Annotated in this window: 22 protein-coding genes; 7 read left to right on the forward strand and 15 right to left on the reverse strand. The window is 45.1% G+C overall.

Annotation, left to right across the window (positions count from 1 at the left end; translation table 11 throughout):
• Window positions 1-402 precede the first annotated feature (402 nt).
• Window positions 403-1,392 carry a tryptophan--tRNA ligase gene (gene trpS, locus B1A98_RS12650; RefSeq protein WP_063383923.1) on the forward strand — a complete coding sequence of 330 codons (990 nt, stop codon included), beginning with the start codon at window positions 403-405 and terminating at the stop codon, window positions 1,390-1,392.
• Between the two features lie 51 nt (window positions 1,393-1,443).
• Here the strand turns inward: trpS and B1A98_RS12655 are convergent, their stop codons facing one another.
• The 6 genes from B1A98_RS12655 to B1A98_RS12680 form a co-directional block, all read right to left on the reverse strand.
• Complete coding sequence (locus B1A98_RS12655) at window positions 1,444-2,208, reverse strand: YjbA family protein (RefSeq protein WP_041099212.1); 765 nt, start codon at window positions 2,206-2,208, stop codon at window positions 1,444-1,446.
• Between the two features lie 85 nt (window positions 2,209-2,293).
• On the reverse strand, window positions 2,294-2,500 hold the full coding sequence (locus B1A98_RS12660) for a YuzI family membrane protein (RefSeq protein WP_041099210.1): 207 nt from the start codon (window positions 2,498-2,500) through the stop codon (window positions 2,294-2,296).
• A gap of 161 nt (window positions 2,501-2,661) precedes the next feature.
• The gene (fabF, locus tag B1A98_RS12665) at window positions 2,662-3,906 is read right to left on the reverse strand and encodes a beta-ketoacyl-ACP synthase II (RefSeq protein WP_063383922.1); all 1,245 of its coding nucleotides are present in this window, start codon (window positions 3,904-3,906) and stop codon (window positions 2,662-2,664) included.
• Between the two features lie 40 nt (window positions 3,907-3,946).
• Entirely contained in the window at window positions 3,947-4,879 is a 933-nt protein-coding gene (locus B1A98_RS12670; RefSeq protein WP_063383921.1) for a beta-ketoacyl-ACP synthase III, read from the reverse strand.
• A gap of 163 nt (window positions 4,880-5,042) precedes the next feature.
• A complete protein-coding gene (locus tag B1A98_RS12675) occupies window positions 5,043-5,234 on the reverse strand; it encodes a ComZ family protein (RefSeq protein WP_041099204.1) in 192 nt (63 codons plus the stop codon).
• A gap of 2 nt (window positions 5,235-5,236) precedes the next feature.
• Window positions 5,237-6,208 (reverse strand): BMP family ABC transporter substrate-binding protein, encoded by a 972-nt coding sequence (locus tag B1A98_RS12680; RefSeq protein WP_063383920.1) that lies wholly within the window; start codon window positions 6,206-6,208, stop codon window positions 5,237-5,239.
• Window positions 6,209-6,400: 192 nt separating this feature from the next.
• Here B1A98_RS12680 and B1A98_RS12685 point away from each other — a divergent pair, with 192 nt between their 5' ends.
• Window positions 6,401-6,583: a YjzD family protein gene (locus B1A98_RS12685; protein WP_063383963.1), complete on the forward strand. Its 183-nt coding sequence runs from the start codon at window positions 6,401-6,403 to the stop codon at window positions 6,581-6,583.
• Window positions 6,584-6,651: 68 nt separating this feature from the next.
• Here the strand turns inward: B1A98_RS12685 and clpB are convergent, their stop codons facing one another.
• Window positions 6,652-9,249: an ATP-dependent chaperone ClpB gene (gene clpB / locus B1A98_RS12690; RefSeq protein ID WP_063383919.1), complete on the reverse strand. Its 2,598-nt coding sequence runs from the start codon at window positions 9,247-9,249 to the stop codon at window positions 6,652-6,654.
• Window positions 9,250-9,529: 280 nt separating this feature from the next.
• On the opposite strand from clpB, the gene B1A98_RS12695 reads away from it, so the two are divergent.
• The gene (locus tag B1A98_RS12695; protein WP_063383918.1) at window positions 9,530-10,342 is read left to right on the forward strand and encodes an undecaprenyl-diphosphate phosphatase; all 813 of its coding nucleotides are present in this window, start codon (window positions 9,530-9,532) and stop codon (window positions 10,340-10,342) included.
• Between the two features lie 68 nt (window positions 10,343-10,410).
• On the opposite strand, the gene B1A98_RS12700 is transcribed toward B1A98_RS12695, so the two are convergent.
• Window positions 10,411-10,719 (reverse strand): metal-sulfur cluster assembly factor, encoded by a 309-nt coding sequence (locus B1A98_RS12700; RefSeq protein WP_063383917.1) that lies wholly within the window; start codon window positions 10,717-10,719, stop codon window positions 10,411-10,413.
• A gap of 190 nt (window positions 10,720-10,909) precedes the next feature.
• Here B1A98_RS12700 and B1A98_RS12705 point away from each other — a divergent pair, with 190 nt between their 5' ends.
• Window positions 10,910-11,743: a Cof-type HAD-IIB family hydrolase gene (locus B1A98_RS12705; RefSeq protein WP_041099193.1), complete on the forward strand. Its 834-nt coding sequence runs from the start codon at window positions 10,910-10,912 to the stop codon at window positions 11,741-11,743.
• Between the two features lie 54 nt (window positions 11,744-11,797).
• Here the strand turns inward: B1A98_RS12705 and B1A98_RS12710 are convergent, their stop codons facing one another.
• The gene (locus B1A98_RS12710; RefSeq protein ID WP_041100230.1) at window positions 11,798-12,610 is read right to left on the reverse strand and encodes a YitT family protein; all 813 of its coding nucleotides are present in this window, start codon (window positions 12,608-12,610) and stop codon (window positions 11,798-11,800) included.
• 90 nt (window positions 12,611-12,700) lie between these two features.
• On the opposite strand from B1A98_RS12710, the gene B1A98_RS12715 reads away from it, so the two are divergent.
• From B1A98_RS12715 to B1A98_RS12725, 3 genes are all read left to right on the forward strand, one after another.
• Complete coding sequence (locus B1A98_RS12715) at window positions 12,701-13,615, forward strand: DegV family protein (RefSeq protein WP_305954917.1); 915 nt, start codon at window positions 12,701-12,703, stop codon at window positions 13,613-13,615.
• Between the two features lie 28 nt (window positions 13,616-13,643).
• On the forward strand, window positions 13,644-14,135 hold the full coding sequence (locus B1A98_RS12720; protein WP_063383916.1) for a YajQ family cyclic di-GMP-binding protein: 492 nt from the start codon (window positions 13,644-13,646) through the stop codon (window positions 14,133-14,135).
• A 108-nt stretch (window positions 14,136-14,243) separates the two neighbouring features.
• Window positions 14,244-15,104, forward strand: coding sequence for an SDR family oxidoreductase (locus B1A98_RS12725; RefSeq protein WP_063383915.1), 861 nt, complete (start codon window positions 14,244-14,246; stop codon window positions 15,102-15,104).
• 69 nt (window positions 15,105-15,173) lie between these two features.
• On the opposite strand, the gene B1A98_RS12730 is transcribed toward B1A98_RS12725, so the two are convergent.
• From B1A98_RS12730 to addA, 6 genes are all read right to left on the reverse strand, one after another.
• On the reverse strand, window positions 15,174-16,682 hold the full coding sequence (locus tag B1A98_RS12730) for an alpha-amylase family glycosyl hydrolase (RefSeq protein ID WP_063383914.1): 1,509 nt from the start codon (window positions 16,680-16,682) through the stop codon (window positions 15,174-15,176).
• Window positions 16,683-16,985: 303 nt separating this feature from the next.
• The gene (locus tag B1A98_RS12735; RefSeq protein ID WP_063383913.1) at window positions 16,986-17,168 is read right to left on the reverse strand and encodes a hypothetical protein; all 183 of its coding nucleotides are present in this window, start codon (window positions 17,166-17,168) and stop codon (window positions 16,986-16,988) included.
• A 116-nt stretch (window positions 17,169-17,284) separates the two neighbouring features.
• Entirely contained in the window at window positions 17,285-17,647 is a 363-nt protein-coding gene (locus B1A98_RS12740) for a YisL family protein (protein ID WP_041099181.1), read from the reverse strand.
• 75 nt (window positions 17,648-17,722) lie between these two features.
• Window positions 17,723-18,625: a fumarylacetoacetate hydrolase family protein gene (locus B1A98_RS12745; RefSeq protein WP_063383912.1), complete on the reverse strand. Its 903-nt coding sequence runs from the start codon at window positions 18,623-18,625 to the stop codon at window positions 17,723-17,725.
• Window positions 18,626-18,629: 4 nt separating this feature from the next.
• The gene (locus B1A98_RS12750; protein WP_063383911.1) at window positions 18,630-19,823 is read right to left on the reverse strand and encodes a DUF418 domain-containing protein; all 1,194 of its coding nucleotides are present in this window, start codon (window positions 19,821-19,823) and stop codon (window positions 18,630-18,632) included.
• A 195-nt stretch (window positions 19,824-20,018) separates the two neighbouring features.
• Window positions 20,019-23,723, reverse strand: a complete 3,705-nt coding sequence (addA, locus tag B1A98_RS12755) for a helicase-exonuclease AddAB subunit AddA (RefSeq protein ID WP_063383910.1) — start codon at window positions 23,721-23,723, stop codon at window positions 20,019-20,021.

Here is a 23,723-nt window from a genome sequence, read left to right on the forward strand (position 1 = left end):
TTACTAATTATTCCGAATAATTTTTCTATTAAAACTTTTATGGTATAACTTTATTAAAGAATCCCTTTTTTATTTCAGAGTTTCATTATAACAAAAAGCCATAATCATTTCCTGTTTTTGCTATATTTCTATTATTTAATGGAAATAGGCTAAGTTAAAACATATCTCTTTCCCCTACCCCTATACTTGTATCTTTATTCTTTTTGATGAATAAGATGAGGCCGATCACTTCTTTTGACAGTTTGTAAAATGGCTGCAAAAGAAAACAGCGGGCAAACACCCGGCCCCTGTCAGTTTTAAAAGCGGCAAGACGCTGTTTTGCTCCTATCCATTACCGGACTGCCTTGAAAGTTAGAGAGGATTTGTTTATAATTTTGTCAACTGAGAAGTGAGGGATTATTTATGAAAACAATATTTTCTGGCATCCAGCCGAGCGGTACAATCACCCTTGGCAACTATATTGGTGCCCTTAAGCAATTTACTGAACTGCAGGATGACTATCACTGCTACTTCTGCATTGTCGATCAGCATGCGATTACAGTGCCGCAAGACCGCCTTAAATTACGCCAAAATATTCGCAGTCTTGCCGCTTTATACATAGCTGTCGGAATTGATCCTCAAAAAGCCACCCTATTTATTCAATCCGAGGTGCCCGCCCATGCTCAGGCCGGCTGGATGCTTCAATGCGTGGCCTATATTGGCGAGTTAGAGCGCATGACACAATTTAAAGACAAATCTGCCGGCAAGGAAGCTGTTTCCGCTGGATTGCTTACCTATCCGCCGCTTATGGCTGCTGATATCTTATTGTACAGCGCCGATTTAGTGCCGGTTGGCGAAGACCAAAAGCAGCATTTGGAGCTGACAAGAGATCTTGCCGAAAGATTCAACCGCAAATATAACGATATATTCACTATTCCGGAAGTCCGTATTCCGAAATCGGGCGCCCGCGTAATGTCACTGCAGGACCCATTGAAAAAAATGAGCAAATCAGATCCAAACACAAAAGCCTTTATTTCCTTACTCGATGAGCCGAAGCAAATCGAAAAGAAAATCAAAAGCGCTGTGACCGATTCAGATGGCATCGTAAAATATGACAAGGAAAACAAACCGGGCATTTCTAATTTGATCTCTATTTATGCTGTGCTCAGCGGATTATCGGTTGAGGAAGTGGAAACGCGTTACGAAGGAAAAGGCTACGGCGACTTTAAAGCTGAAATGGCTGAAGTAGTCATCCGCCATTTAGAACCGATTCAAAAGCGCTACTATGAGCTGCTTGAGTCTGAGGAACTGGACCATATCCTTGATGAAGGAGCGCTCAAAGCGAATCAAACGGCCGGCAAAATGCTAAAGAAAATGGAAAATGCCATGGGCCTTGGCAGAAAAAGAAGATAAGAGCTGCTTATCCGCCTTGCCGCACAAAAAGCTGAACCTGACAAATCAGGTTCAGCTTTTTTCGTTCAATTGATTCATTTTTGAGGTATGCTCCGTTTCCCACAGTTTTTCGAAAAAGGGCTGCCCTTTTATCAAGTTTTCACAAAGGCGATTGTGACGGCCTGTCCACCCTTCCATCGTTTCTTCCATGAAGATCCGCTTGATGTCCTCTACGTTCATCGTTTGAATATCAGCGTAACGCTCCGGCATCCACTCCGTATACCAATAGCGAATTTCTGCTGAATTTTTTGACGCAAACAGTTGATCCAGCGCCATAAATAAAAGCTGTTTCAGCTGTCTTTCCTTTCTCGTCAGCCCTTTCATGCATTCAGGGGAAAGAGATAAAATGTGATACTCTTTTTCTTCCATTTCCCATTCGAGTTCATACGTTGTAACCGGATGAACCTCAAACATTTCAAAAGCGAGCTGTTCCTGTCTCGGCACAAGCCGGCTTTTCCGAACCGGAATCGTATACCCCATCGTATCAACAGCAAGTATGCCTTTTCCATCTGTAACGACAAAGCAGTGCTCAAGCTGTATTCGCTCGTGGTTTCTTCTCAAAAAGGCTTTTCTGCGTACGTCCTCAAGCAATTGTTTCGGCAATTCAGCTAGATGATTTTCAATATAATTAAATAATTCCTCGTCTATTAAAAGCAGAGGCACTTGATCCAATAGCTCAACGGCATCCTCCTTGCGCCATTCATGATAGTGGCACACATTGTATCCGTTCTCCTCTCCTTCAAACCAGTTTACCCAAACATCATGAAGATATAACATAATGAACCTCCTCACTTCTTCATCTATTTGTCTTCAAGTATGGGCAACGCGAAGTAAAATTATTCCTTCAGCGACTAATTTTTCTTTATTGCCTTGTGGGAAAATAAATAGCGACCGTCATCATGAAAATCCCAGCGGCCAGCAAATAACACTCCACCCGTTCAGAAACAAATTGGACGTACTCTCCTATAGAAAACCCGGCTGTCAGCAAATTTAAATACATAATGCAGCTTACCCCGCCGAGGATGGACCAACCAAAGCCGATTAAAAAGGCAACTAGGCGTAAGGCCATTTTCTTCTTCCTTTATCAATTGATTAGGCTGCAGCAGCTTGTCCTATATATGTATGCCGGCAAATAAAGAAAATGCCAAAAAGCACGGACCAACAGCGAATAGCGCAATAAAAAAAGGTGAATCAAAGCCGAGCGGCTTTGATTCACCTTTTGCATGCTTCTTATTCCGGCTTGTATTTACGCAGAGCGATGGTTGCATTGTGGCCGCCAAAACCGAGAGAATTGCTGAGGGCCACATTGATTTCTTTTTTCCGCGACACATTCGTCACGTAGTCCAAATCACACTTCGGATCTGGTGTTTCATAATTGATTGTCGGCGGGAGCATATTGTTCTTAATGGCCAATGCCGTAAAGATGGCTTCTACGCCTCCTGCTGCGCCGAGCAAATGGCCTGTCATTGATTTTGTCGAGCTGACTGCCAAGCTATAAGCATGTTCACCAAATACGTGTTTAATGGCTGCTGTTTCAAATTCATCATTATACGGGGTGCTTGTTCCATGGGCATTAATATAATCGACTTCTTCCGGCTGAATTCCGCCGTCTTCAAGCGCTATACTCATGGCTCTTGCGCCGCCTTCCCCATTCGGTGCCGGTGCTGTAATATGGTGGGCATCACCGGTAGCTCCGTATCCAACGATTTCTGCATAAATATGCGCTCCACGCTTTTTCGCGTGTTCAAGCTCTTCCAATACAATAATGCCTGCTCCTTCTCCCATAACAAAGCCATCACGATTAGCATCGAATGGACGGCTTGCTGTTTTCGGATCAGGATTTGTGGATAAAGCGGTATTGGCACAGAAGCCTGCGACAGACATTTGAGTAATTGGCGCCTCGCTTCCTCCAGTGATCATTGCATCAGCATCGCCGCGCTGAATCACTTTAAAGGCATCACCAATGGAATTCGTACCGGTTGCACACGCGGTTACGGTACAAGAATTAACCCCTTTGGCCCCTAGAAAAATAGAGACTTGTCCAGCCGCCATATCCGGGATCATCATGGGAACAAAGAAGGGGCTGACACGCCGATATCCGCGGTCAAGGAAGGTTTTGAATTGATTTTCAAATGTTTCCATGCCCCCGATTCCAGAGCCGACCCAGACACCAATACGGTCAGCATTTGATTCATCGATGGTTAAATCTGCGTTTTTCACAGCCATCTTGGCTGCAGCAACCGCGTATTGCGTAAAGCGGTCCATTTTGCGGGCATCCCGTTTATCCATAAAGTCTTCCGGGTTAAAATCATCAATTTCAGCTGCTACCTTTACCGGATAATCATCCGGATTCACTCGCGTTAACGGCTTAACTCCACTGATACCGCTTAAAATATTAGCCCAGGCTTCTTCTACTGTATTTCCAACAGGCGAAACAATTCCGAGCCCTGTAATGACTACTCTTCGTTTTTCCACTATTTCCACTCCTTCACAGTTATTCCATTACTATATAAATCTAGCGTCCCCATTTCATGGCAATTGCGCCCCATGTAAGTCCGCCGCCAAAGCCTACCATGATCAATACATCATCCTCTTTAATTCTTCCTGATTCCAGCTCCTCTATTAAAGTGAGCGGAATAGAAGCAGAGGAGGTATTTCCATATTTATTAATGGTCACCGACATTTTCTCCTGTGGTAAATCGAGCCGCTGGCGGGCTGCCTCCATAATACGGATATTAGCCTGATGCGGAAGCAAAAAGTCGACATCCTCTTTTTGAAGCCCTGCCTTTTCGAGTACATTTACGCAAGATTCTCCCATCTGGCGAACCGCAAACTTAAATACCTCACGGCCATTCATTTGAATATACTCCTTTTGGTATAGATGCTTTAATCCAGAACCGTCCGCACCCAACTCGAAGGCCAGGATTCCCCGTCCTTCCGACACTTGTCCTACAACAGCGGCACCCGCACCGTCGCCGAATAAAACCGCTGTATTGCGGTCTGACCAATCGACTGCTTTTGTGAGCTTTTCTACGCCTACAACAAGCACATATTTGTAATCGTTCGTTTCTATGAACTGCTTCGCTGTCACAATGCCATACATAAAGCCGGCACAGGCAGCACTAATATCCATAGCTGCAGCGTTTTTCGCTCCAATTTGGTGCTGGATCATGGTGGCTACTGAAGGAAAACGATAATCCGGAGTAACGGTTGCTACAATAATTAAGTCAATGTCCTCCGGAGAAATGCCTGCGTTCTTTACAGCTTGCTCAGCTGCTCTAACCCCCATATCGGATGTATCCATATCATCATCGGCAACTCTTCTCGCTTCAATGCCTGTTCTTGTCCGTATCCATTCATCGGATGTATCCATTATTTTTTCCAAGTCAAAGTTTGTTAATTCTTTTTCAGGCACAAATTGGCCCATACCAATAATTCCTGCGTTCATCAGGACCCCTTCTTTCAAGTGCTTTATTATATAATCAATTATTAAGACTTGGTACTAATTTTACTGAAGAAAGACCGTTTTTGCAATAGGCGAATATTGTCGCTTCCTGCTCGAACGATAGAAAAAGGACCGTCCCTCACGGTTGGGGCGGTCCTTTTTTCTATTATTGATTCTCTTGCTGAGCATCTTGTTTACCCAGTTCATAGGCCTCATTCATAACATTTAAAAACAGCCCCATAAATGGCTCTATTAAATCTACAGAAAAGTCAATTCCCGCTTCTTTTAATTTTTCCTGTGCTTCCGGCAAATATTTCATCGCAATTTGAACAAATTCCATGTTTTTGTTTTCGTTCATTTTTATTCCTCCATTTGTTTGTTTGGCAATTTGCCTGTCTTGATATACTGGTCAATATACCCGTTGATTTTCTTTTGAAAATCTTTATCTACTTCTTCACTGAAGGGGCTTAATGAAATCACCCCGTCTGCAAAGTCAAAATGAAGATTGCCAGACTTCAATTTTCCTTTAACAAACTGGTCAGCAACAAGCAAATACAGTTTATCGGCATGCTCGACAGTACTTGTCAAAACCGTCTCTTTTCCGAGATCCGATTGGTCTGATACATAACCGATTGCATGCAGGCCTTTTGCCTTCAATTTGTCAATAACAGCTACATTATAGCCATCTCCAGCCGGATAAACAACATCTGCGCCTTCAGCAATTACCTTATCCAGCAGCTGCAGCGCTTTTTCGCTGTCATCCCAGTTTTCTACATATCGAGCGGCTACATGGATGTCTTTCCGTTCAAATTTCGCTCCTTCAACAAACCCTTTGACTTCTGGCTGCCATTTATAAGTGGCTACCACACCCACCGTGCCGGTTTTAGAAAAGTGAGCAGCTGTCATCCCGCCGAAAAACCCCATAGCATGCGCTTCAAACTTTAAGCTTGTTGTATTTTTTTCGCTGGCATTGCCATTAAAGCTGACAAAATGCATATCCGGATAATCAGGGGCCAGTTTATTGAAATAATCGGCGTATTCATTGCCATGGCCAAATACAATATTGATGCCTTTATGTGAAAATTCCTCTACAGCCCGTTCGACCAGCGCTTGAGAATGGATATTTTCCTTATAAAAAATATCGGTTCCATACGCCTTTTGGATTTTTAACATGCCCATGTATCCGTTCGTTCCCCATACTTGGTCATTAATAGTATCAGGAACTAGCAAACCGACTTTCTCCAGTTTCTTTGACTCTTTTTCCTCTGAACAACCTGCAAGAAATACGAGTAAACAAATTCCTAATATAAGCAGTAATCTTTTGTTGTACATATTCTTTCTCCTTTATACACAACCCCTACCTTTTATATCTTAACTGTATTTGCTGAGAAGAAAAAGTTTTTTCGGATAGGATGAATAAAAATGTTAAAAATAATGACAAAAATTCATTTAAATCTGCTTCTTTTATGTGCTATGATTAATGGTGGTTTATATACATATCTTCTTTTGGAGGAGGGATATTCGATGCAATATATCATGACTTTCTTTTGGACTTTTTTATTGACTGAAATGTTAACATATGTTGTCAGCTCAATGAACGGGGCTGAATTCAACTTTATGACAGGCTTGATTCTTTCAATCATTGCAACTATTCTTCTGTTCATTTTCTCTGCGCTTATCACAGACGATCAGGCTGAACAGCATTAAGCTGAAAGTTTTCAGCTTCAATTTAAAGCGGCTGCCCAAGCAGCCGCTTTTTTTGGTTTAATCAGGTTTTATTTAATGACAAGCTCTCCATTTTCCGCATCCACTACCGCTTCACTATGAGGAAGAATATCGCCGGAAATAATGGCGCGTGCCAGCTTCGTTTCAATTTGATGCTGGATAAACCGCTTCAGCGGCCGTGCTCCATACACCGGGTCAAACCCTTCCTGTGCAATAAACTCTTTCGCTTTTTCAGTCAAAACAAGGCTGATTTGCTGATCTTCCAGCCGGCGCTTTAAGTCATTGACCATTCGCTCAGCAATGCCTTTAATATTTTCGAGACTTAACGGCTTAAAGAGGACAATGTCATCCACACGGTTTAAAAATTCCGGCCGGAAATGACTGCGAAGCTGCCGCATCACTTTTTCCTTCGTTGCCTCTTGGATCTCTTCCTCATTCTCTTTGCGGTCCAGCAAATACTCGGAGCCAATATTCGATGTCATGATGACTACTGTATTCTTGCAGTCGACCGTCCGCCCTTGGGAATCAGTAATCCGTCCGTCATCGAGCATCTGAAGCAAAATATTGAATACTTCCGGGTGCGCTTTTTCAATTTCATCAAGCAGCACAACCGAATACGGCTTTCTGCGCAGCGCCTCTGTCAGCTGACCGCCTTCTTCAAAGCCGACATATCCGGGAGGAGCGCCGATTAAGCGGGATACCGCATGCTTTTCCATATACTCGGACATATCAATGCGAATCATTTGTTCCTCGCTATCAAACAGTGTATTCGCAAGTGTTTTGGCGAGCTCCGTTTTCCCTACGCCAGTCGGTCCTAAAAAGATAAAGGAACCGATAGGCCGGTTTGGATCTTTAATTCCTGCCCGGGCACGGAGGACGGCGTCGCTGACCAGTTGAACTGCTTCATCTTGTCCGACGACCCGCTCATGCATAATGCTCTCTAAGCGCAGCAGCTTTTCCCGTTCTCCTTCGACCAGCTTGGTAACCGGGATGCCGGTCCAGCGGGCAACGATATCAGCAATTTCCTCTTCTGTGACTTCCTCTCGCAGCAAACGGTTCTCACTTTCGTTCGCTTTCTCCATTTCTTCTTCCAAGTGAGCCAGTTCTTTCTCAACAGCCGGGATTTTCCCATGGCGAAGCTCAGCAGCCTTGTTTAAATCATAACGGCCTTCAGCATCCTCCAGTTCCCTTCTCAGCCGTTCAAGAAGCTCTCTTTTCTCCTGAACTTGCCCGATTGCTCCTTTTTCAGCCTCCCAGCGCGCTCTCATTTCAGCAGCTTTCTCTTTTAAATTCGCCAGCTCTTCTTGCAGCTGCTCCAGCCTTTCCTTGCTGGATATATCTGTCTCTTTCTGCAAAGCCGCTTCTTCAATTTCCAGCTGCATGACACGCCGGGTCACTTCATCTAGTTCGCTCGGCATAGAATCAATTTCTGTCCGGATGGTGGCACATGCCTCATCCACTAAATCGATCGCTTTATCAGGCAGGAAACGGTCGGTAATGTATCTGTTGGATAACACGGCGGCGGCAACAAGCGCCCGGTCATGGATCTTGACGCCATGGTGAATTTCAAAGCGTTCCTTTAAGCCGCGTAAAATGGAAATGGTATCTTCCGGTGTCGGCTCTTGAACGAGCACCTGCTGGAAGCGGCGCTCTAACGCCGGATCTTTTTCAATATATTTCCGGTGTTCTTCAAGCGTAGTTGCACCAATGCAGTGCAGCTCTCCGCGGGCAAGCATTGGCTTTAGCATGTTTCCGGCATCCATGGCCCCTTCTGTCTTTCCGGCTCCAACGATTGTATGAAGTTCATCAATAAACAATAAGATGCGTCCATCGCTTTTTTTGATCTCGTTTAAAACAGCCTTCAGCCTCTCTTCAAATTCTCCGCGGAATTTTGCGCCCGCAATCAGCGCACTCATATCAAGGGCGAAAATTGTTTTGTCTTTCAGCCCTTCCGGCACATCTTTACGGACAATCCGCTGTGCTAATCCTTCCACAATAGCCGTTTTCCCAACCCCGGGCTCTCCAATTAAGACCGGATTATTTTTTGTCTTTCGGGAAAGAATGCGAATCACATGGCGAATTTCATTATCACGGCCAATCACCGGGTCAATCTTTCCGGAACGAACCTCTTCCACTAAATCCCGTCCGTATTTTTTTAATGCTTCATATCCTGCTTCCGGCTGTTGTGATGTCACCTTTTGATTCCCCCTTATTTCTTTGATTGCTTCATTGATTTTTTCCTGTGTAAGCTGTTCCTTCTGCAAAAAACTGTTGATCGCGTAATCGGTGGTGCCAGGGAGGATCGATGCAATATGCTCGACAGAAAGATAGTCATCCTCCCATTTTTCTTTTAACCGTTCCGCTTCATTCAAGGCTGATTGCAAAGCCGCTGTAAGGTAAGCTCCATACTTTACTCCCGATCCGGCAATGGACGGTTTCTTAGGCAGTTCGCCTCGAAGAAATTCCAGCCAACGAGCCGGCTGACTGCCTGTCCTTTCAATAATTCTTGCCATCAGGCTATCCGGGCGGTCGATCAGCGCGAGCAAAAAATGGGCTAAGTCAATTTCTGTATGCTGATTCTCTTCCGCTATCCTTTGGGCCCCTGCCAACGCTTCCTGCACTGATAACGTCATCCGTTCGATATCCAACTCTCTCCACCTCTTTTGACCTTTTTTGACCTTTTATTAAATTATAGAGGCTGATCACATAAAATGTAAAGCGATAAGGGGGACTAGCAAAGAAATTTGATTGAATGAACTGCTTGTAAAAAAGGATATCTTTATACTTTCTTTCCCAATCATGCTAAAGTATAAAAGTGAATGCCTTATTCGTCTTGGACTCCTTTATCTTTATTGTGCCGATCAATCAAGAAGCGGGCTTATGCTGCCCTATCACTCTAGCGAAATGGATTAAACGGAGGATTTTATTGTGGATCATGCTTATTTGCTATTAAAATATTTATTTTTAGGTTTGTTTCAAGGATTTACTGAACCCATTCCGATCTCTTCAAGCGGTCATTTACAGCTGGCTAAGCACTTTTTCGGGATAGAAATGAAGGATCTTTCCTTTGAACTGCTCGTCAACTCTGCTTCCTTGCTTGCCGTGCTCGTTATTTACCGCGCCGATATCATGCGGCTGGCAACAAACGGGCTGAATTATGTAAAAACCCGGCAGCCTGAAGACCGGTCCGAGTTCATGTTTATTATCTATTTAATTATTGCCACGATTCCTGCGGGAGTCATCGGCGTCGTATTCGGCGACTTTATCGAGCAGCAATTATCCAGTGTGCGCACGGTAGCCATTACACTGATCATTACGGGAATCGCCTTATGGACGATTCGTAATTTGCGGGGACGCAAGAACGATGGCGACATGCGTATGAGAGACGCCATTATTATCGGCTGTGCCCAGGCGATTGCCCTCATTCCCGGCATCAGCCGTTCCGGAGCCACAATTGTAGCTGCTATGGGACTTGGCATGAAGCAAGAAACCGCTCTTCGCTTTTCCTTTCTGTTGTTTATTCCGGTCAGCGTCGGCGGCATGATTTTAGGCTTCTCGGACATTCTTGGCAACCCTAATTTGCAAGAACTGGCCATTCCTTATACAGTAGCTTTCATCGGTTCATTCGTCATGTCTTATTTTTCTTTAAAATGGTTCATGAATATCATGGCGCAAGGGAATTTGAAATACTTCGCCATTTATTGCTTTATCGTCGGACCGCTCGCGCTGATCTTTCTTTAATTAGTCAGCTGCCGGTGCTGTCAAATACAAAAAAACTGCCCGCAAGTATCTCTGCGGGCAGTTTTTTCTTATTGAATGCCGAGCGCAATTTTAGCGTAGCGGGACATTTTATCCCGGGACCATGGCGGATTCCAGACGATATCCACTTCTGCATCCTTCACTTCCGGAATATCAGCAAGCGCCGCCTTTACCTGGTCGACAATGACCCCGGCAAGCGGACAGCCCATGGAAGTCAACGTCATCGTTATTTTTGTATGTCCGGATTCATCCATATCAACATCATACACCAGGCCAAGATTGACAATGTCAATACCAAGCTCAGGATCGATTACTTGCTCCAGCGCTCCCAAAATATTTTCTTTTAAATCCTGCTCCATTATTTTCTTCCTCCTTCTGGCTTCGCATTATCCTTATGATAACAAAGCTTGGGACAAATTATCACCTGTAACGCTTATTTTCCAGCCAACAGGTAAATTTCATGCAAATAACTAGGCTTCATTGGACATAAGTATGGAATTAAGCGTACACTTAAAAAAGAAAACGATGAAAGGGAGTGTCTTCAGGTCAATGGCTGAAAAACATTTAATCGTCGTCGATTTAGACGGCACGTTGCTGACAGATGACAAAAAAATCTCTGTCCGTACAAAAAAGGTGCTGAGAAAAGCAATGGAGCAAGGCCATGAAGTAATGATTGCCACCGGGCGGCCTTATCGTTCCAGCGGGCTTTATTATCAAGAGTTAGGTCTTGTCACGCCAATGGTAAATTTCAATGGCGCCTTTGTGCATCATCCAAGAAATAATAGCTGGGGACTGTACCATGAACCGATGGATCTGAAAACGGCTGCCGAAATCGTAGATGCCTGCCATGACTTCGACTTTCACAATATCATTGCCGAAGTGCAGGATGATTTGTATTTTCATTATCATGATGAACGGCTCATCAATCTGTTCAATCTGGGCAATCCCGCCGTTACAACCGGCGATTTGCGTCAAATGCTCATGGATGATCCTACTTGCATGCTGATCCAGGCTACCGAAAAAACAGCTCCGTTGATTCGCGGCCATTTAAGCGAGGTACATGCCGAAGTCATTCACCATAGACGATGGAATGCTCCGTGGCACGTCATTGAGCTTGTAAAATTAGGCTTGAATAAAGCGATCGGCATTCAGCGGGCGGCAGCTGACTTAAATATTCCTAAAGAGCGGATTATCGCGTTTGGCGATGAGGACAATGATTTAGAAATGATTGAGTATGCCGGAACCGGCGTGGCAATGGGCAATGCCATCAATGAGCTCAAAAACATTGCCAACGAAATTACTTTAACTAACGAAGAAGACGGGGTTGCCGCCTTTTTGGAGCATAAATTAAACTTGGCGGCGGATGAAAAGTCTGCCATGTAAGAAACGCCGGTATCGTACGCTTTTTATGCGTACAAGCCGGCGTTTCTCTCGTCTTTACTCTTTTCTGAAAAAGCCGAAAATTCCTGCCGTTTCTACAATGTTGGTAAAAGCATTCGGATCGACTTCTTTTAAAATTCTTTCCAAGTCATACAGTTCATATCTGGTAATGACAATGATCAGCATTTCGCGTTCCTTGCCTGAAAACGCTCCTTTTGCCGGTACGACTGTAATTCCCCGGACAAGCTTGGCATGAATCGCCGTTTTTACTTCTTCCGATTTATCCGTAATAATCATGGCAGTCAGCTTGGCATGGCGCGTATGAATCGCATCTACTACACGCGTGGAAACATATAATGCCACCAATGTATATAATGCTTTCTCCCAGCCGAAAATCAAGCCGGCGAGTGCAATGATTACCCCGTTCATAATGAGAAAATAATTCCCGATCGGCCGGTCCTTCATTCTTGAAAGAATCATAGCCACAATGTCAAGACCGCCAGTCGAAGCCCCCCATTTTAAGGTGAGGCCAACGCCTGTTGCTCCGATCACACCGCCGAAAACAGCATTTAAAATAATGTCCTCGGATAAAGCTTTGACCGGTATCAGCTCAAGGAAGATCGTCGTGATGACAACAGACAAAAAGCTGAAAATGGTAAAGGACTTTCCAACTTTCATCCAGCCGAGAATTGCTACAGGAATATTTAATAAGACCAGTAAAAAACCTACCGATATGCTAATCGGCGTAAAGGAAGTAAAAATGTTTGACAACAGCTGGGCTACGCCTTGAAATCCGCTGGCATATACATTGGCCGGAATAAGGAAAAAATTCATGGACAGGGCATTTAAAAAAGCGCCAATGACCACCATAATCACTTTCTTAGTTACACTCCAAACAGACTCTTTTACCAACTTCTCTCCTCCTTGCTCCGCTGCTTTTGCAGCCGGGGGTAAATTTAATTGTTATTTTTCGATGAAGCCTTTACAATTATTACAGATAAAGGGGGTATTCAACAAATGAAGCTATTTGCTGATTCAGGCTGTGATCTGCCGCTCGATTTTTTTGATAGCCATCAGGTCACACTCATTCCGCTTCGTGTTCATTTGTACGGTGAAGACTATGAAGATATAAAAGGCATTAATCCCAAAAAAGTATACGAGGCTATTCGCCAAGGAGAAATGCCAAAAACTTCCCAAGCTTCCCCGCTTCTGCTTGAAAAGCTATTTACAGAACTTGCTGAGAGCGGCGAACCAGGTATTTATCTTGCCTTCTCTTCTGCCCTCTCCGGTACATACCAAACTGCTGTAATGGTTCGTGATCAAGTACAAGAGAAATATTCTGACCTTGACCTGACCATTATTGATACAAAAGCCGCCTCCCTAGGCTACGGTTTGATTGTCAGACAGGCGGCTGAGTGTCTGCAAAAAGGATGGCCGAAGGAGGATATTGTAGCGGACATTCAATTCCATTGTCAACACATGGAGCACATTTTTACTGTTGAAGATTTGGGCCACCTGGCCAAAGGCGGCCGTCTTTCCAATGGAGCCGCTTGGATTGGCGGGCTATTAAACATTAAACCGATTCTTCATGTCGAAGACGGAAAGCTGATCCCGATTGAAAAGATCCGCGGCCGAAAAAAAGCATTTAATCGCATGCTCGATATAATGGAACAGCGCGGCGTACATTTGAGCAGCCAGCGAATCGCTATCAGCCACGGCGACGATCCCGAGGCTGCGGAACTGCTGAAATCCATGATCAATGAACGGTTTCACTGTCAAGAGATCTTTACCCATATTATTGGATCAGCTATCGCCTCTCATGCCGGACCAGGCACCATTGCTTTATTTTTCTTAAATGCAGATCTATCCTCTTAAAGATAACAAATAGAAAGGCGGAAAAGAAATGGCTAAAGAAAATTCATTTGATATTGTTTCAAAAGTTGATTTTTCAGAGGTAACAAATGCAATTACTCAAGCATTAAAAGAAATTCAAACCCGTTACGACTTTAAAGGAAGCAAAAGCAACCTGTCTCTCGATAATGAAGAAATCGTGCTTACTTCCGACGATGAGTTTAAGCTGGAGCAATTGAAAGATGTCCTGCTCAGCAAATTAATTAAACGGGCGGTTCCCGTTAAAAATTTAGATTACGGAAAAATAGAAGGCGCTTCAGGCGGCACTGTCCGCCAGCGCGCTAAGTTAGTCCAAGGGATTGATAAAGAAACATCAAAGAAAATCAATGCCCTGATTAAAGACAGCGGACTTAAAGTGAAGTCTCAAATCCAAGGCGATCAGCTGCGTGTCACCGGCAAGAATAAAGATGATTTGCAAAAAGTGATGGCTGCAGTCCGCGAAACCGATTTGACGGTTGATGTGCAATTTGTAAACTTTCGCTAATATTGTTATGAACCGGCCGGAGCCCTTCCTGCCGGTTTTCTCATGGTTAAATACAGACACTCCGGGTAAACATACAGTGGATAACGAATTTACAGAAGGAGTGATTAGATGAGTGAACAAAAGCAAACCTTTCCTAAGCAGCACCAAGACGTACAGCCTGGTAAAACTGAGCTGATGAATCCGCAGCCTGATCATATTGACAACAATTATAAAGGAAGCGGCAAGCTAGAAGGAAAAAAAGCCTTGCTGACAGGTGCTGACAGCGGCATTGGCCGGGCGGCGGCCGTCTATTTTGCCCGGGAAGGGGCCGATGTGGCGATTGTTTACTTAGAAGAACACGAAGATGCGAAGGAAACAAAAAAGCTGATCGAGCAGGAAGGCCGGCAATGTCTGCTCATTTCCGGCGACATTGGTTCTGAAGATTTTTGTAAAGAAGCCATTCAGAAAACACTTGATACATTCGGACAAATTGACGTGCTTGTCAATAATGCGGGCGAACAGCATCCGCAAAACAGCCTGCTGGATATTACAGCCGAGCAGCTGGAAAAAACCTTCCGCACAAACATTTTTGGCTACTTTTATATGACAAAAGCCGCGCTCCCTCACTTGAAAAAAGGGGCAAGCATTATTAATACAGCTTCTATCACCGCCTATCAAGGCAATCCAGCGCTCATTGATTACTCGGCGACCAAAGGAGCAATCGTCTCCTTTACCCGTTCTCTTGCCGGCTCGCTGGCTAAAGACGGCATTCGCGTAAACGGTGTGGCGCCGGGGCCTATTTGGACGCCTCTGATTCCTTCTACTTTTTCAGCTGAAAAAGTAGAAAAGTTTGGTTCCGACACCCCATTCGGGCGCGCCGGACAGCCTGACGAACTGGCTCCCGCCTATGTTTTTCTCGCCAGCAAAGATTCCAGCTATATTTCAGGACAAATGATTCACGTCAACGGAGGAACGGTTGTTAACGGATAAGAAAGAACACTAAAAAAGACTGCCATGAAGCTGCCGCGAGTAAACGGCGCTTATGGCAGTCTTGCTTCTTTATGAAGATTTGCGGGAGGCTCTTCCCCGCTTCCATACTAAGTAAAGGAAGGTCATAAAAATAATATAGACGGCAGCCAGAGCGGCAATAAACAGTTTATTTGCACCAGCCTTTTCAGTCAACGCATAAATTTCCGCCGTCTCTCTGTCAAGAATGAGCGAAAACTTTCCGTTCTCTGGACGGGCCAGTCCGCCTTCTAGCAGTCCGCGCAGTTCCTTGTTGTCGTCAAGCTCTTCAGCGGGAACTGCCACTTTTTGTGTTTTATCTGAATTGTTGACAGCCACGATCAATGTTTCATCTTTATACTGGCGTTTAAAGACCGTCATTCCATCCTTATCGTAAATCGGCTCATACGAACCTCGGGTTAATGCCGGCAGCTTCTGCCGCAGTTCGCCGATTTTTTTGATGTATTCAACCAGCTCCTGGTCTTCTTTGAAGCTGAGCAAACGGTGGCTTTCCGCTCCTTCTTCTCCATTAAGCGCCACTTCTGAGCCGTAGTAAACAACCGGCACCCCAGGGACAGTATACAGATAAGTTAGCCCCATCATCCAGCGCGTACCCGGGAACATATTTTCCTCTACCGCTTTCTTTGTAAAGCGGGCGGTCTTAATGGAATCTAAATAGTTGGCTGACAAGATGGCTTTTTCTTGTTTTGCCGCTTCGTCAACGAGCTTCGTTCCCTCATCAGAAGGCTGCTTCACATTTTTAAACTGCTCCTGCAGCTGAGCAGCCAGCTCCGCATTCATCACGCTGTCCAGTCCAGAACGTTCGAACTGCTTCACGCTGGACTTCTTCCCGCTCCCGCCAAGCAAAAAGAAGTCTTTCTTTTGCTGCTTCATTTCTTTCGAAAAGCTCTGAAGAAATGCAAGGGGAGCCTCAGCAGAATCACTTAAGTAGTAGCCGTCTACGCCGGCTTTCTTGATCCACCATTGGCCAGCCTTCGTCATTTCCTGCTGAACTGCCTTGTTTTCAAGGTTAAGAATAGCCATTGGGCCAAGCCAGTCTTCTTCCGTTTTGCCGCTTGTTGTTTGAAACCAGTCTGCCTTAGCTGGGTCCTTCACCCATGGGTGGGACGGGCTGACTTGTCTAATCGGAAAATCAACAATGACTTTCATGTCCCGGTCATGTGCCTCTTTCACAAGATGCTTCAGCTCTTTCAGGGAACCAAACTGTTTATTGGTTTGGTAAAAATCAGTGATCCAGTAACCATGATATCCGCCCTTGGCGTTTTCAAAAACCGGGCTGATGATAAGAGAAGTAAAGCCCATATCATGCAAATAGTCCAGCTTATCGGCTACGCCGGCGAAATCTCCGCCTTGATAAGCGCGCAGGTCATTATTATTAATCTCTTTATCATTTTTGCTATTACCATTATGAAAACGATCAGTCATTAAATAATACATTGTTTCATCTTGCCACATTCGTTCTTCTTTTTCTACAGCGCTGACAGGAAAGGCGTATAAAAGAAGAAACGGTAATAAGACGAGCGAAAACAGCTTCTTTTTCACTTCCGCTTCCCCCTCCAAAAAATGATCGTACCGCTTCTAAGATTACGCTTTTCCAGGACAGCCGTCAAACTCAAAAAAAGAAAGTTCAACAAATCTACAATAAATGAGAAAATAAAACCAGGCTTTGCCTGGTTAATGGTTCAAACCATAAAAAATAACTGGTGATGAAACAGCCAGTTATGATCAAGCGCGCATGATGTGCCTCTGTGTTTATGTTTAGTCTTCTGGGTTTTCAGCGCTCTTTTATAGCTCTTTTGCTTGCTTTTTCTCAGCTTTTCTTTTTTCCGGTGGATGCATGGCTTTTTAGTCATTCTTCGATTTCCGCTTATGCAAATAGACTAATACTTTAATCGCCACAACCATCACGAGCACAGAACCATTCACTGCAATTTTCAGCTTTTCGTTCGTCATACAAAAGCCTGACCACGCAGCGATCATCACTAGGACAAGATAGATAGCCTGTTCATTGGCTGCCAAGCGCCTCATTTTACCCCTTCTTTCTCAGCAGCTGCTTGAAGCGATCCGTTTGTTTTCACTTTAACCTATTTTAACATAAAAAAAGCTGTCCCTGCCTATAACAGCGGGTACAGCTTTTTTCAGCATTAAGCAAAGAAATTCAAGCCCATCGGCAGTTTAAATCCTAAGTAAAGAGTAACAATCAGCAAAATCACTGCGCCGATCAGCAGCTTGCTCGTCTCTTTTCCTTTTTTCTTTCGAACCAGCACCATCTCCATAAGTCCGATTGTCAAAATGCCGGCAAGCATTTTCATGCCGTAAAGCATATCATTTATGCCATGGTGTTTAATAAATAGCAGCAAGCCTGTAACTAATACAAGAATATAAAACAATCTCAATGCCATATGAGCACCCGTAGAATATCTGCCGACCGCAATAAAGAATAAAATAATCGCGATGACCCAAGTTGTAATATGTAAATGGGTGCTGTTAAAAAATAAGCTTTCCATTTAAATTCCCTCCTTTCTGCTTTTTCTTTTCTATAGTATCATTTTGGCAGAAGAGAAGGAAATGTTGTGCAAGCATTATTGGACTTTGTTTGATAATGTACCAATTTGTTCAATATTGATGTCAATGATATCTCCTGCCTTTAAAAGCCCCGGAGGATTCATTCCTTGCCCGACTCCAGCAGGCGTGCCTGTAGCAATCACATCTCCCGGTTCAAGCGTCATGCCTTTAGACAATGTCGAAATAATTTCATCAATCGGGAAAATAAAATGCTTTGTATTCGACTGCTGGCGAACTTCCCCATTCACCTTCGTTTCAATATCTAAACAGTGCGGATCAGCAATCTCATCTTTCGAAACAATCCATGGCCCCATCGGACAAGTACCGTCCAAGCTTTTTCCGATAAAAAACTGCTTATGGCGTTTTTGAAGGTCACGTGCTGTCACATCGTTAATAATGGTATAGCCGAAAATATAATCCAATGCTTCTTCCCTGGAAATCCCTTTGCCTTTCTTGCCAATAATGACTCCAAGCTCTCCCTCATAATCAAGCGCATCCGTCAGTCCCTCATATGCCGGGATCGCCTCATTTGCGGCAATAACTGCTGTTGGCGCCTTTGTAAACACCATCAAGTCCTTTGGTATGCTTTCTTCTCCGCCCATTTCAATGGCATGATCCCGATAGTTTTTGCCGATGCACATCACATTCTTGGCTGGACGAGGAATAGGAGCGAGCCATTCTACTTCTGCCGCGGAGACAGCTGCTGATTGTTTGTCTTTGTCACCAGCTGCTTCTATCCATTGCTTCACCCGTTCTGTTAACTCCATTCTAGAGCCAATTGCCTCAAGCAGTGTATCGGGCAGCGTGCGTGCCCCTGTCACGCTTTCCTCTAACACTTGCAAATTCCAAATCGTTTGTTCTTCCTCGACATATACCCCATAGGTTTCTCTTTGATCGACACGATAACTGACAAATTTCATTACTTCATCCCCCTTTAGTGTTCACTTGCTTTTCTTCTCTTTGCAACCCGTAGGTCACCTTGCGCCACAATGCCTCCATCGGTCCCCGCTTGAATTTAGACAGCCAGAACTCCGATAAGAGCACTTGAGCGGCAAAAATAGCAACGGCAAGCCAAACGCCCGTCGACAGCTTGATTTGTCCGTATAACCCTAATCCATAATGGTAGAAAATCAGCGTTCCAATTACTGATTGCAGCAAATAGTTCGTCAATGACATTCTCCCTGCCGCTGCAAACGGCTTTAAGAGCGCGCCAGTTCTCTTCATTGAACTGAGTCCGATAACGAGTGCAGCATAGCTGACAGCCAGCAGCGGCCCGCCAATCGAATCCTGGATATACACATAAGCCAGATTCGGTTCAATCACATAAGGCAGCGCCTTCAGGATGACCCCTGTGGCAAAAAACGTAACAAAAGCAGCAAAAGCAGCAGCAGGGCGCTCCTGACCTTTTTTAAATAAGTTTAATTTCTGAGCGCCTGCCCCAATTAAAAAGTGCGGAAAAATGGCGACCAGCTGCACCCAAAAAACGCCAGGTTCATTGCCTGCAAGCCAATCAGCCGCCCGCTGCTTCGTAATTTCGGCGAATGTGCCGCTGCCATAAGCAGCGATTGAGTTTTCAATGCTTGCAATATCTGTCCAATGTACAGCACTTGTCGGATCAACTGCCGCCATCATAATGAACAAAATGCCAAAAAATAAGTTTGGCAGCAAAAGCAACGCACTGCCGATGATAATTAATATTTTTCCAGAAAGCCGTAAAAACAGCAACAGCAAAAACCCAAAAATCGCATAATTGATTAAAATATCCCCCGGCCAAATAAGAAACGCATGGAGGATGCCAATAAGCAGTAAAAAGGAAAAACGCCGGATGCCTATAGGCGTAAATGATTGTCCCCTCTTCATTGCATTCTCTCGCTGCATCGCCGTTCCGAAACCAAACATCATAGCAAACAGCGGGTAAAAGCTTGCCTGGACCAAAATGTCAATCCAGCGGTAATGCCAGAAGTTTTCTGCTTCCTTCCACCATTCAAAAGGGTCATAGTAAAAATACGGGGAATGAAATGAAAGCATATTTACTAAAAAAATGCCTAAAAGCGCAAAACCCCGCAAGCTGTCTAATGCGGTGATCCGCTCTTCTTGTTTCAATGGAGCTAACTGCACACCTGTCTTTCTCCCTTCTTCTTTGCATCATCGTTCTCATCATACCATTACTACAAAAGATCGTCTCGTCAAAAAGCACCCCTGCAAAGAACACCTGCAGCCATCAGCAAAATAAAAAAGACTGCAGACAAACCTCCATTTTCATTGAGTTTGTCTGCAGTCTGAGCTGTCCCGCCCTGGGGACAGCTTTTGTAGTTATTCAATCGGAAGCAAATAACCTCCATCAAAAAAGAACAGGAGCTTATAATCTACTTTTCGCTTCCAGATGCGTTCTACAGCCTGGGCATACAATTGAATTTGCACCTCATAACGCTTCTTTAAAAGGGGACGGGCTTGTTCCATGCCTCCAGGAAAGCGGCCTGTAATTTGATCGGTTTTATAATCAAGCAAATACAGCTTTCCACCTTTTTCAAATAAACAATCAATCACACCCTGAACTAAAACTGCTTCTTCAGGACCTTTCCAATCAGGATAAATCTCACTGGCATCTATGGCCATATTAAATGGTGTTTCCCGATGAATCTCTTCCGCCTGCAGCAGCTCCCGGCCAATATCTGTACGGAAAAAGAAAGCTATCTTTTCCGGGTCAACAGACGCGGCTTGCTCTTCTGTCAGCAATTCGCGGGCAACGAGCGTGCGCAACAGCTGCCCGACCTCTGCCGCATCTGGAGCTTCCTGAAGCGGCACATGCTGCATCACCGTGTGAAGAGCAGTTCCGGCCTCAGCCGGTGTCATCGACTTCGTCTGCATAAAGGACGGACGGCGAAAAACCGGTCGCTGATAATGGCGGGCAAGGTCATTGTCTGCTCCCTCATTGAAAATCTCATTCATCCGTTTTAAATCGGACACAGACTGCTTCGACCGCAAGTGAGTGGCAGCTTCATATTCATAGGCCCAATTCATCCGCGCTGTTATTTCCTCTTTAAAGGTTGAAGAAGCAGGAACGGGCTCAAAAGCTTGCACCCTTTCAAGCAAACCGCCGCTTGCCTCAGTCTGCTCAAGCGATGCCGGCTGCAATGCCTCCGCGTCGACGGTTTGAATGGACCATCTTGACGGATGATCCACAAACACAGAAGGACGGGTTTGCTCTGCTTTTGTATAATCAAGATGGCGGACGAGCGCCGGACCAACCCAATCAAGATAAGATTTAGCTGAAACTCTCGCTGCACTGCCCAAAAGCCAATCCGGATGCCGCGCAGCCCTTTCCCACTTGGCCGCTTCTTTAGCTGCGCTTTTCACTGAACCGAGCAAGAACAGCTTTTCCTTTGCCCTCGTTAACGCCACGTATAAAACACGCATTTCTTCAGCAAGCAGCTCAAATCGTTTTTTACGCTTTAATGCCAGCTGCGGCAATGACGGATAGCTGATTCTCTTTTCCGCATTCACATATTTAGTGCCAATGCCGAGCTCTTTATCAAGCAAATAGCTCTTATTCAAATCCGTCATATTAAACGACCGGTTCAAGCCGGCGACGAAAACAACAGGAAACTCCAGCCCTTTCGAAGCGTGGATCGTCATCAGGCGGACGACATCTTCCTGCTCACTTAAAGCGCCGGCCTCCCCAAGGTCTTCTCCGCGTTCCTGCATCCGTTCCACAAAGCGGAGAAAGCGGAATAATCCCCGAAAAGACGTTTCTTCGTATTGCCGCACCCGGTCATATAAGGCGTGCAAGTTTGCCTGGCGCTGCTTTCCGCCCGGCATGCCGCCCACAAAATCATAAAAATGGGTGTCATGATACAGCTGCCATACGAGAGCAGACAAAGCTTGATAGCGGCTAGACGAACGCCACTCGGCTAACTGTTCAAGAAACTTGCTCACCTTCTCATGCAGTTCCTCATAACGCGCTTCCGGCCGAGATGCCGCAAACGCCTTCGCTGCTTCATAGTAAGAGCCTGACTTGGAGGCCAGCCGGATAACAGCAAGATCGTTTTCCGTACAGCGCATAATGGGAGAGCGCAGCACGGAAGCGAGCGGGATATCTTGGTACGGATTGTCGATGACCTTCAGCAAAGAAAGCATGACAGCAATCTCCATCGTTTGGAAATAGCCGCCAGCAACTTTTGCGTGAAGCGGAATGCCGGCACGCTTAAATTCTTCCTTGATTACACCGGCCCACGTCATCGAACGCAGCAAGATGACGATATCGCGATATTCAACCGGCCGCTCACTTTCAGTTTTCGGATCATAGACAGGATGTCTGGACTCGACAAGATCCTTGATTTTCCCAGCTATCCATCTCGCCTCAAGCTCAGACTGGGCCGCGTCTTTCATATCAGGATCCTCGGACTGCCCTGCCGCTTCCTGGTCGATAATCGTTACCTCTACCGGAAACGGCTTCTCTTCCGGATAAGCGGCTCCCTTCACCAATTCAGCTTGACGGTCATATTCAATTTCGCCAATTTTCACATCCATAATCTGCTTGAACAGAAAGTTTGTGCCCGCCAGCACTTCTGCACGGCTGCGGAAGTTTTGCGATAAATCAATGCGCAAGCCGCTAGATTGGCCGTCTGTTGAAAAGCGCCGATACTTGCTCAAAAATAAATTAGGCTCTGCTTGGCGGAAACGGTAAATACTTTGCTTTACGTCCCCAACCATAAAGACATTGCCGTTCTCTTCATCTCCTGTTTTTACGAGCTGAATAATCGATTCTTGAACAATATTAAAATCTTGGTATTCATCGAGGAAAATCTCTTTAAATTGCTCCTGATAAGCCTGAGCTGCTTCAGAAGGACCGCCTTCCTCCCCAGTTAAAATAGCTAGCGCTAAATGCTCTAAATCACTAAAATCAACAATTCCTTTTTCGCGTTTCACGGCCTGAAACTTGCCAGCAAATCTTCCGACTAAGCGAGCAAGCGCAGCAATCAGTTCCTTCATCTCTTTCATGCTGCTAATATAGCTTGCCGGCTGATGCGAGAAATATTCTTCTTTCAGCTTTTCAATAATCTTTTTTGCTTCCGTGCGCAGCTGCTTGGACTGCTCCTTCAATTCTTCATCATATACTTCTCCCTTGTAGCTTTTCAGCGTCTTAAACTCTACTTTTTGCATTTCTTCATAGAGCTTCTCCCAAGAAGGAAGCGCTTCTTGAAGCCTCAAGATGGTTTGCCGCTCGACAGTAAACATTTCTTCACGGGGAGCTGGGCCGCCAGGCATCTGGGCCATCTGCAGGCACTCCGCGAGCATTTCTTCAGCAGCTTCAAGCTGAAGCCCAATATAAAACTTTAAAGACTCCATAAACGGCAGCTGATCGATTCCCCCGCTGCCGCTTTCGTCATACATTTGTGAAAGCCCCTCCAGCCACTCATCAGGTCTCGGATGGGACTGCGAAAAGTCATACAGCGTTTGGATCATTTTTTGCAGCTCTTCATCGCTGCGGTCACTTGAGAATGTATCAACAAGCTGGTAAAACCCTTCATTGCCTTCTCTGCCATACTCTTCTTCCATAAAATCATCGAGTACTTCTTCCCGCAGCAATGCCAGCTCCCCTTCATCAGCAATTCTAAAAGCAGGGTCCACATCAATTAAATAATAATATTTGCGGATGACTTCCAGACAGAAAGAGTGGAGAGTAGAAATAGGCGCCTTATTTAATAAGGTCAACTGCCGGCGCAAATGATTAGATGACGGATCTTTCTCCATTTCTGCTTCTAGTGCTGTGCCGATACGGTGGCGCATTTCAGCAGCAGCCGCATTGGTAAATGTGACAATTAGCAGCTCGTCGATATTTATCGGTGCTTCTTTATCGGTAATTTTGCGAATAATCCGTTCAACAAGAACCGCTGTCTTTCCTGAGCCGGCAGCAGCCGCAACGAGGATATCGCGCCCTTCTGCGGTGATCGCCTTCCACTGGTCATCCGTCCAGGATACATCGTTCGGTTTATCAGGTATGATCAGCTCCTTCAT

Source organism: Pseudobacillus badius, from assembly GCF_002189605.1.
GTDB lineage: Bacteria > Bacillota > Bacilli > Bacillales > Domibacillaceae > Pseudobacillus > Pseudobacillus badius.

Excerpts from the sequence above, each read along its gene's own strand:
- B1A98_RS12725 (WP_063383915.1), top strand. The coding sequence starts at position 14,244 with ATGAGTGAACAAAAGCAAACCTTTCCTAAGCAGCACCAAGACGTACAG.
- addA (WP_063383910.1), bottom strand. The coding sequence starts at position 23,723 with ATGAAGGAGCTGATCATACCTGATAAACCGAACGATGTATCCTGGACG.
- B1A98_RS12675 (WP_041099204.1), bottom strand. The coding sequence starts at position 5,234 with ATGAACGAAAACAAAAACATGGAATTTGTTCAAATTGCGATGAAATAT.
- B1A98_RS12660 (WP_041099210.1), bottom strand. The coding sequence starts at position 2,500 with ATGGCCTTACGCCTAGTTGCCTTTTTAATCGGCTTTGGTTGGTCCATC.
- B1A98_RS12710 (WP_041100230.1), bottom strand. The coding sequence starts at position 12,610 with ATGGTGGTCATTGGCGCTTTTTTAAATGCCCTGTCCATGAATTTTTTC.
- B1A98_RS12680 (WP_063383920.1), bottom strand. The coding sequence starts at position 6,208 with ATGTACAACAAAAGATTACTGCTTATATTAGGAATTTGTTTACTCGTA.
- B1A98_RS12735 (WP_063383913.1), bottom strand. The coding sequence starts at position 17,168 with ATGAGGCGCTTGGCAGCCAATGAACAGGCTATCTATCTTGTCCTAGTG.
- B1A98_RS12655 (WP_041099212.1), bottom strand. The coding sequence starts at position 2,208 with ATGTTATATCTTCATGATGTTTGGGTAAACTGGTTTGAAGGAGAGGAG.
- B1A98_RS12720 (WP_063383916.1), top strand. The coding sequence starts at position 13,644 with ATGGCTAAAGAAAATTCATTTGATATTGTTTCAAAAGTTGATTTTTCA.
- B1A98_RS12740 (WP_041099181.1), bottom strand. The coding sequence starts at position 17,647 with ATGGAAAGCTTATTTTTTAACAGCACCCATTTACATATTACAACTTGG.
- B1A98_RS12705 (WP_041099193.1), top strand. The coding sequence starts at position 10,910 with ATGGCTGAAAAACATTTAATCGTCGTCGATTTAGACGGCACGTTGCTG.
- B1A98_RS12685 (WP_063383963.1), top strand. The coding sequence starts at position 6,401 with ATGCAATATATCATGACTTTCTTTTGGACTTTTTTATTGACTGAAATG.
- B1A98_RS12700 (WP_063383917.1), bottom strand. The coding sequence starts at position 10,719 with ATGGAGCAGGATTTAAAAGAAAATATTTTGGGAGCGCTGGAGCAAGTA.
- B1A98_RS12745 (WP_063383912.1), bottom strand. The coding sequence starts at position 18,625 with ATGAAATTTGTCAGTTATCGTGTCGATCAAAGAGAAACCTATGGGGTA.
- trpS (WP_063383923.1), top strand. The coding sequence starts at position 403 with ATGAAAACAATATTTTCTGGCATCCAGCCGAGCGGTACAATCACCCTT.
- B1A98_RS12670 (WP_063383921.1), bottom strand. The coding sequence starts at position 4,879 with ATGAACGCAGGAATTATTGGTATGGGCCAATTTGTGCCTGAAAAAGAA.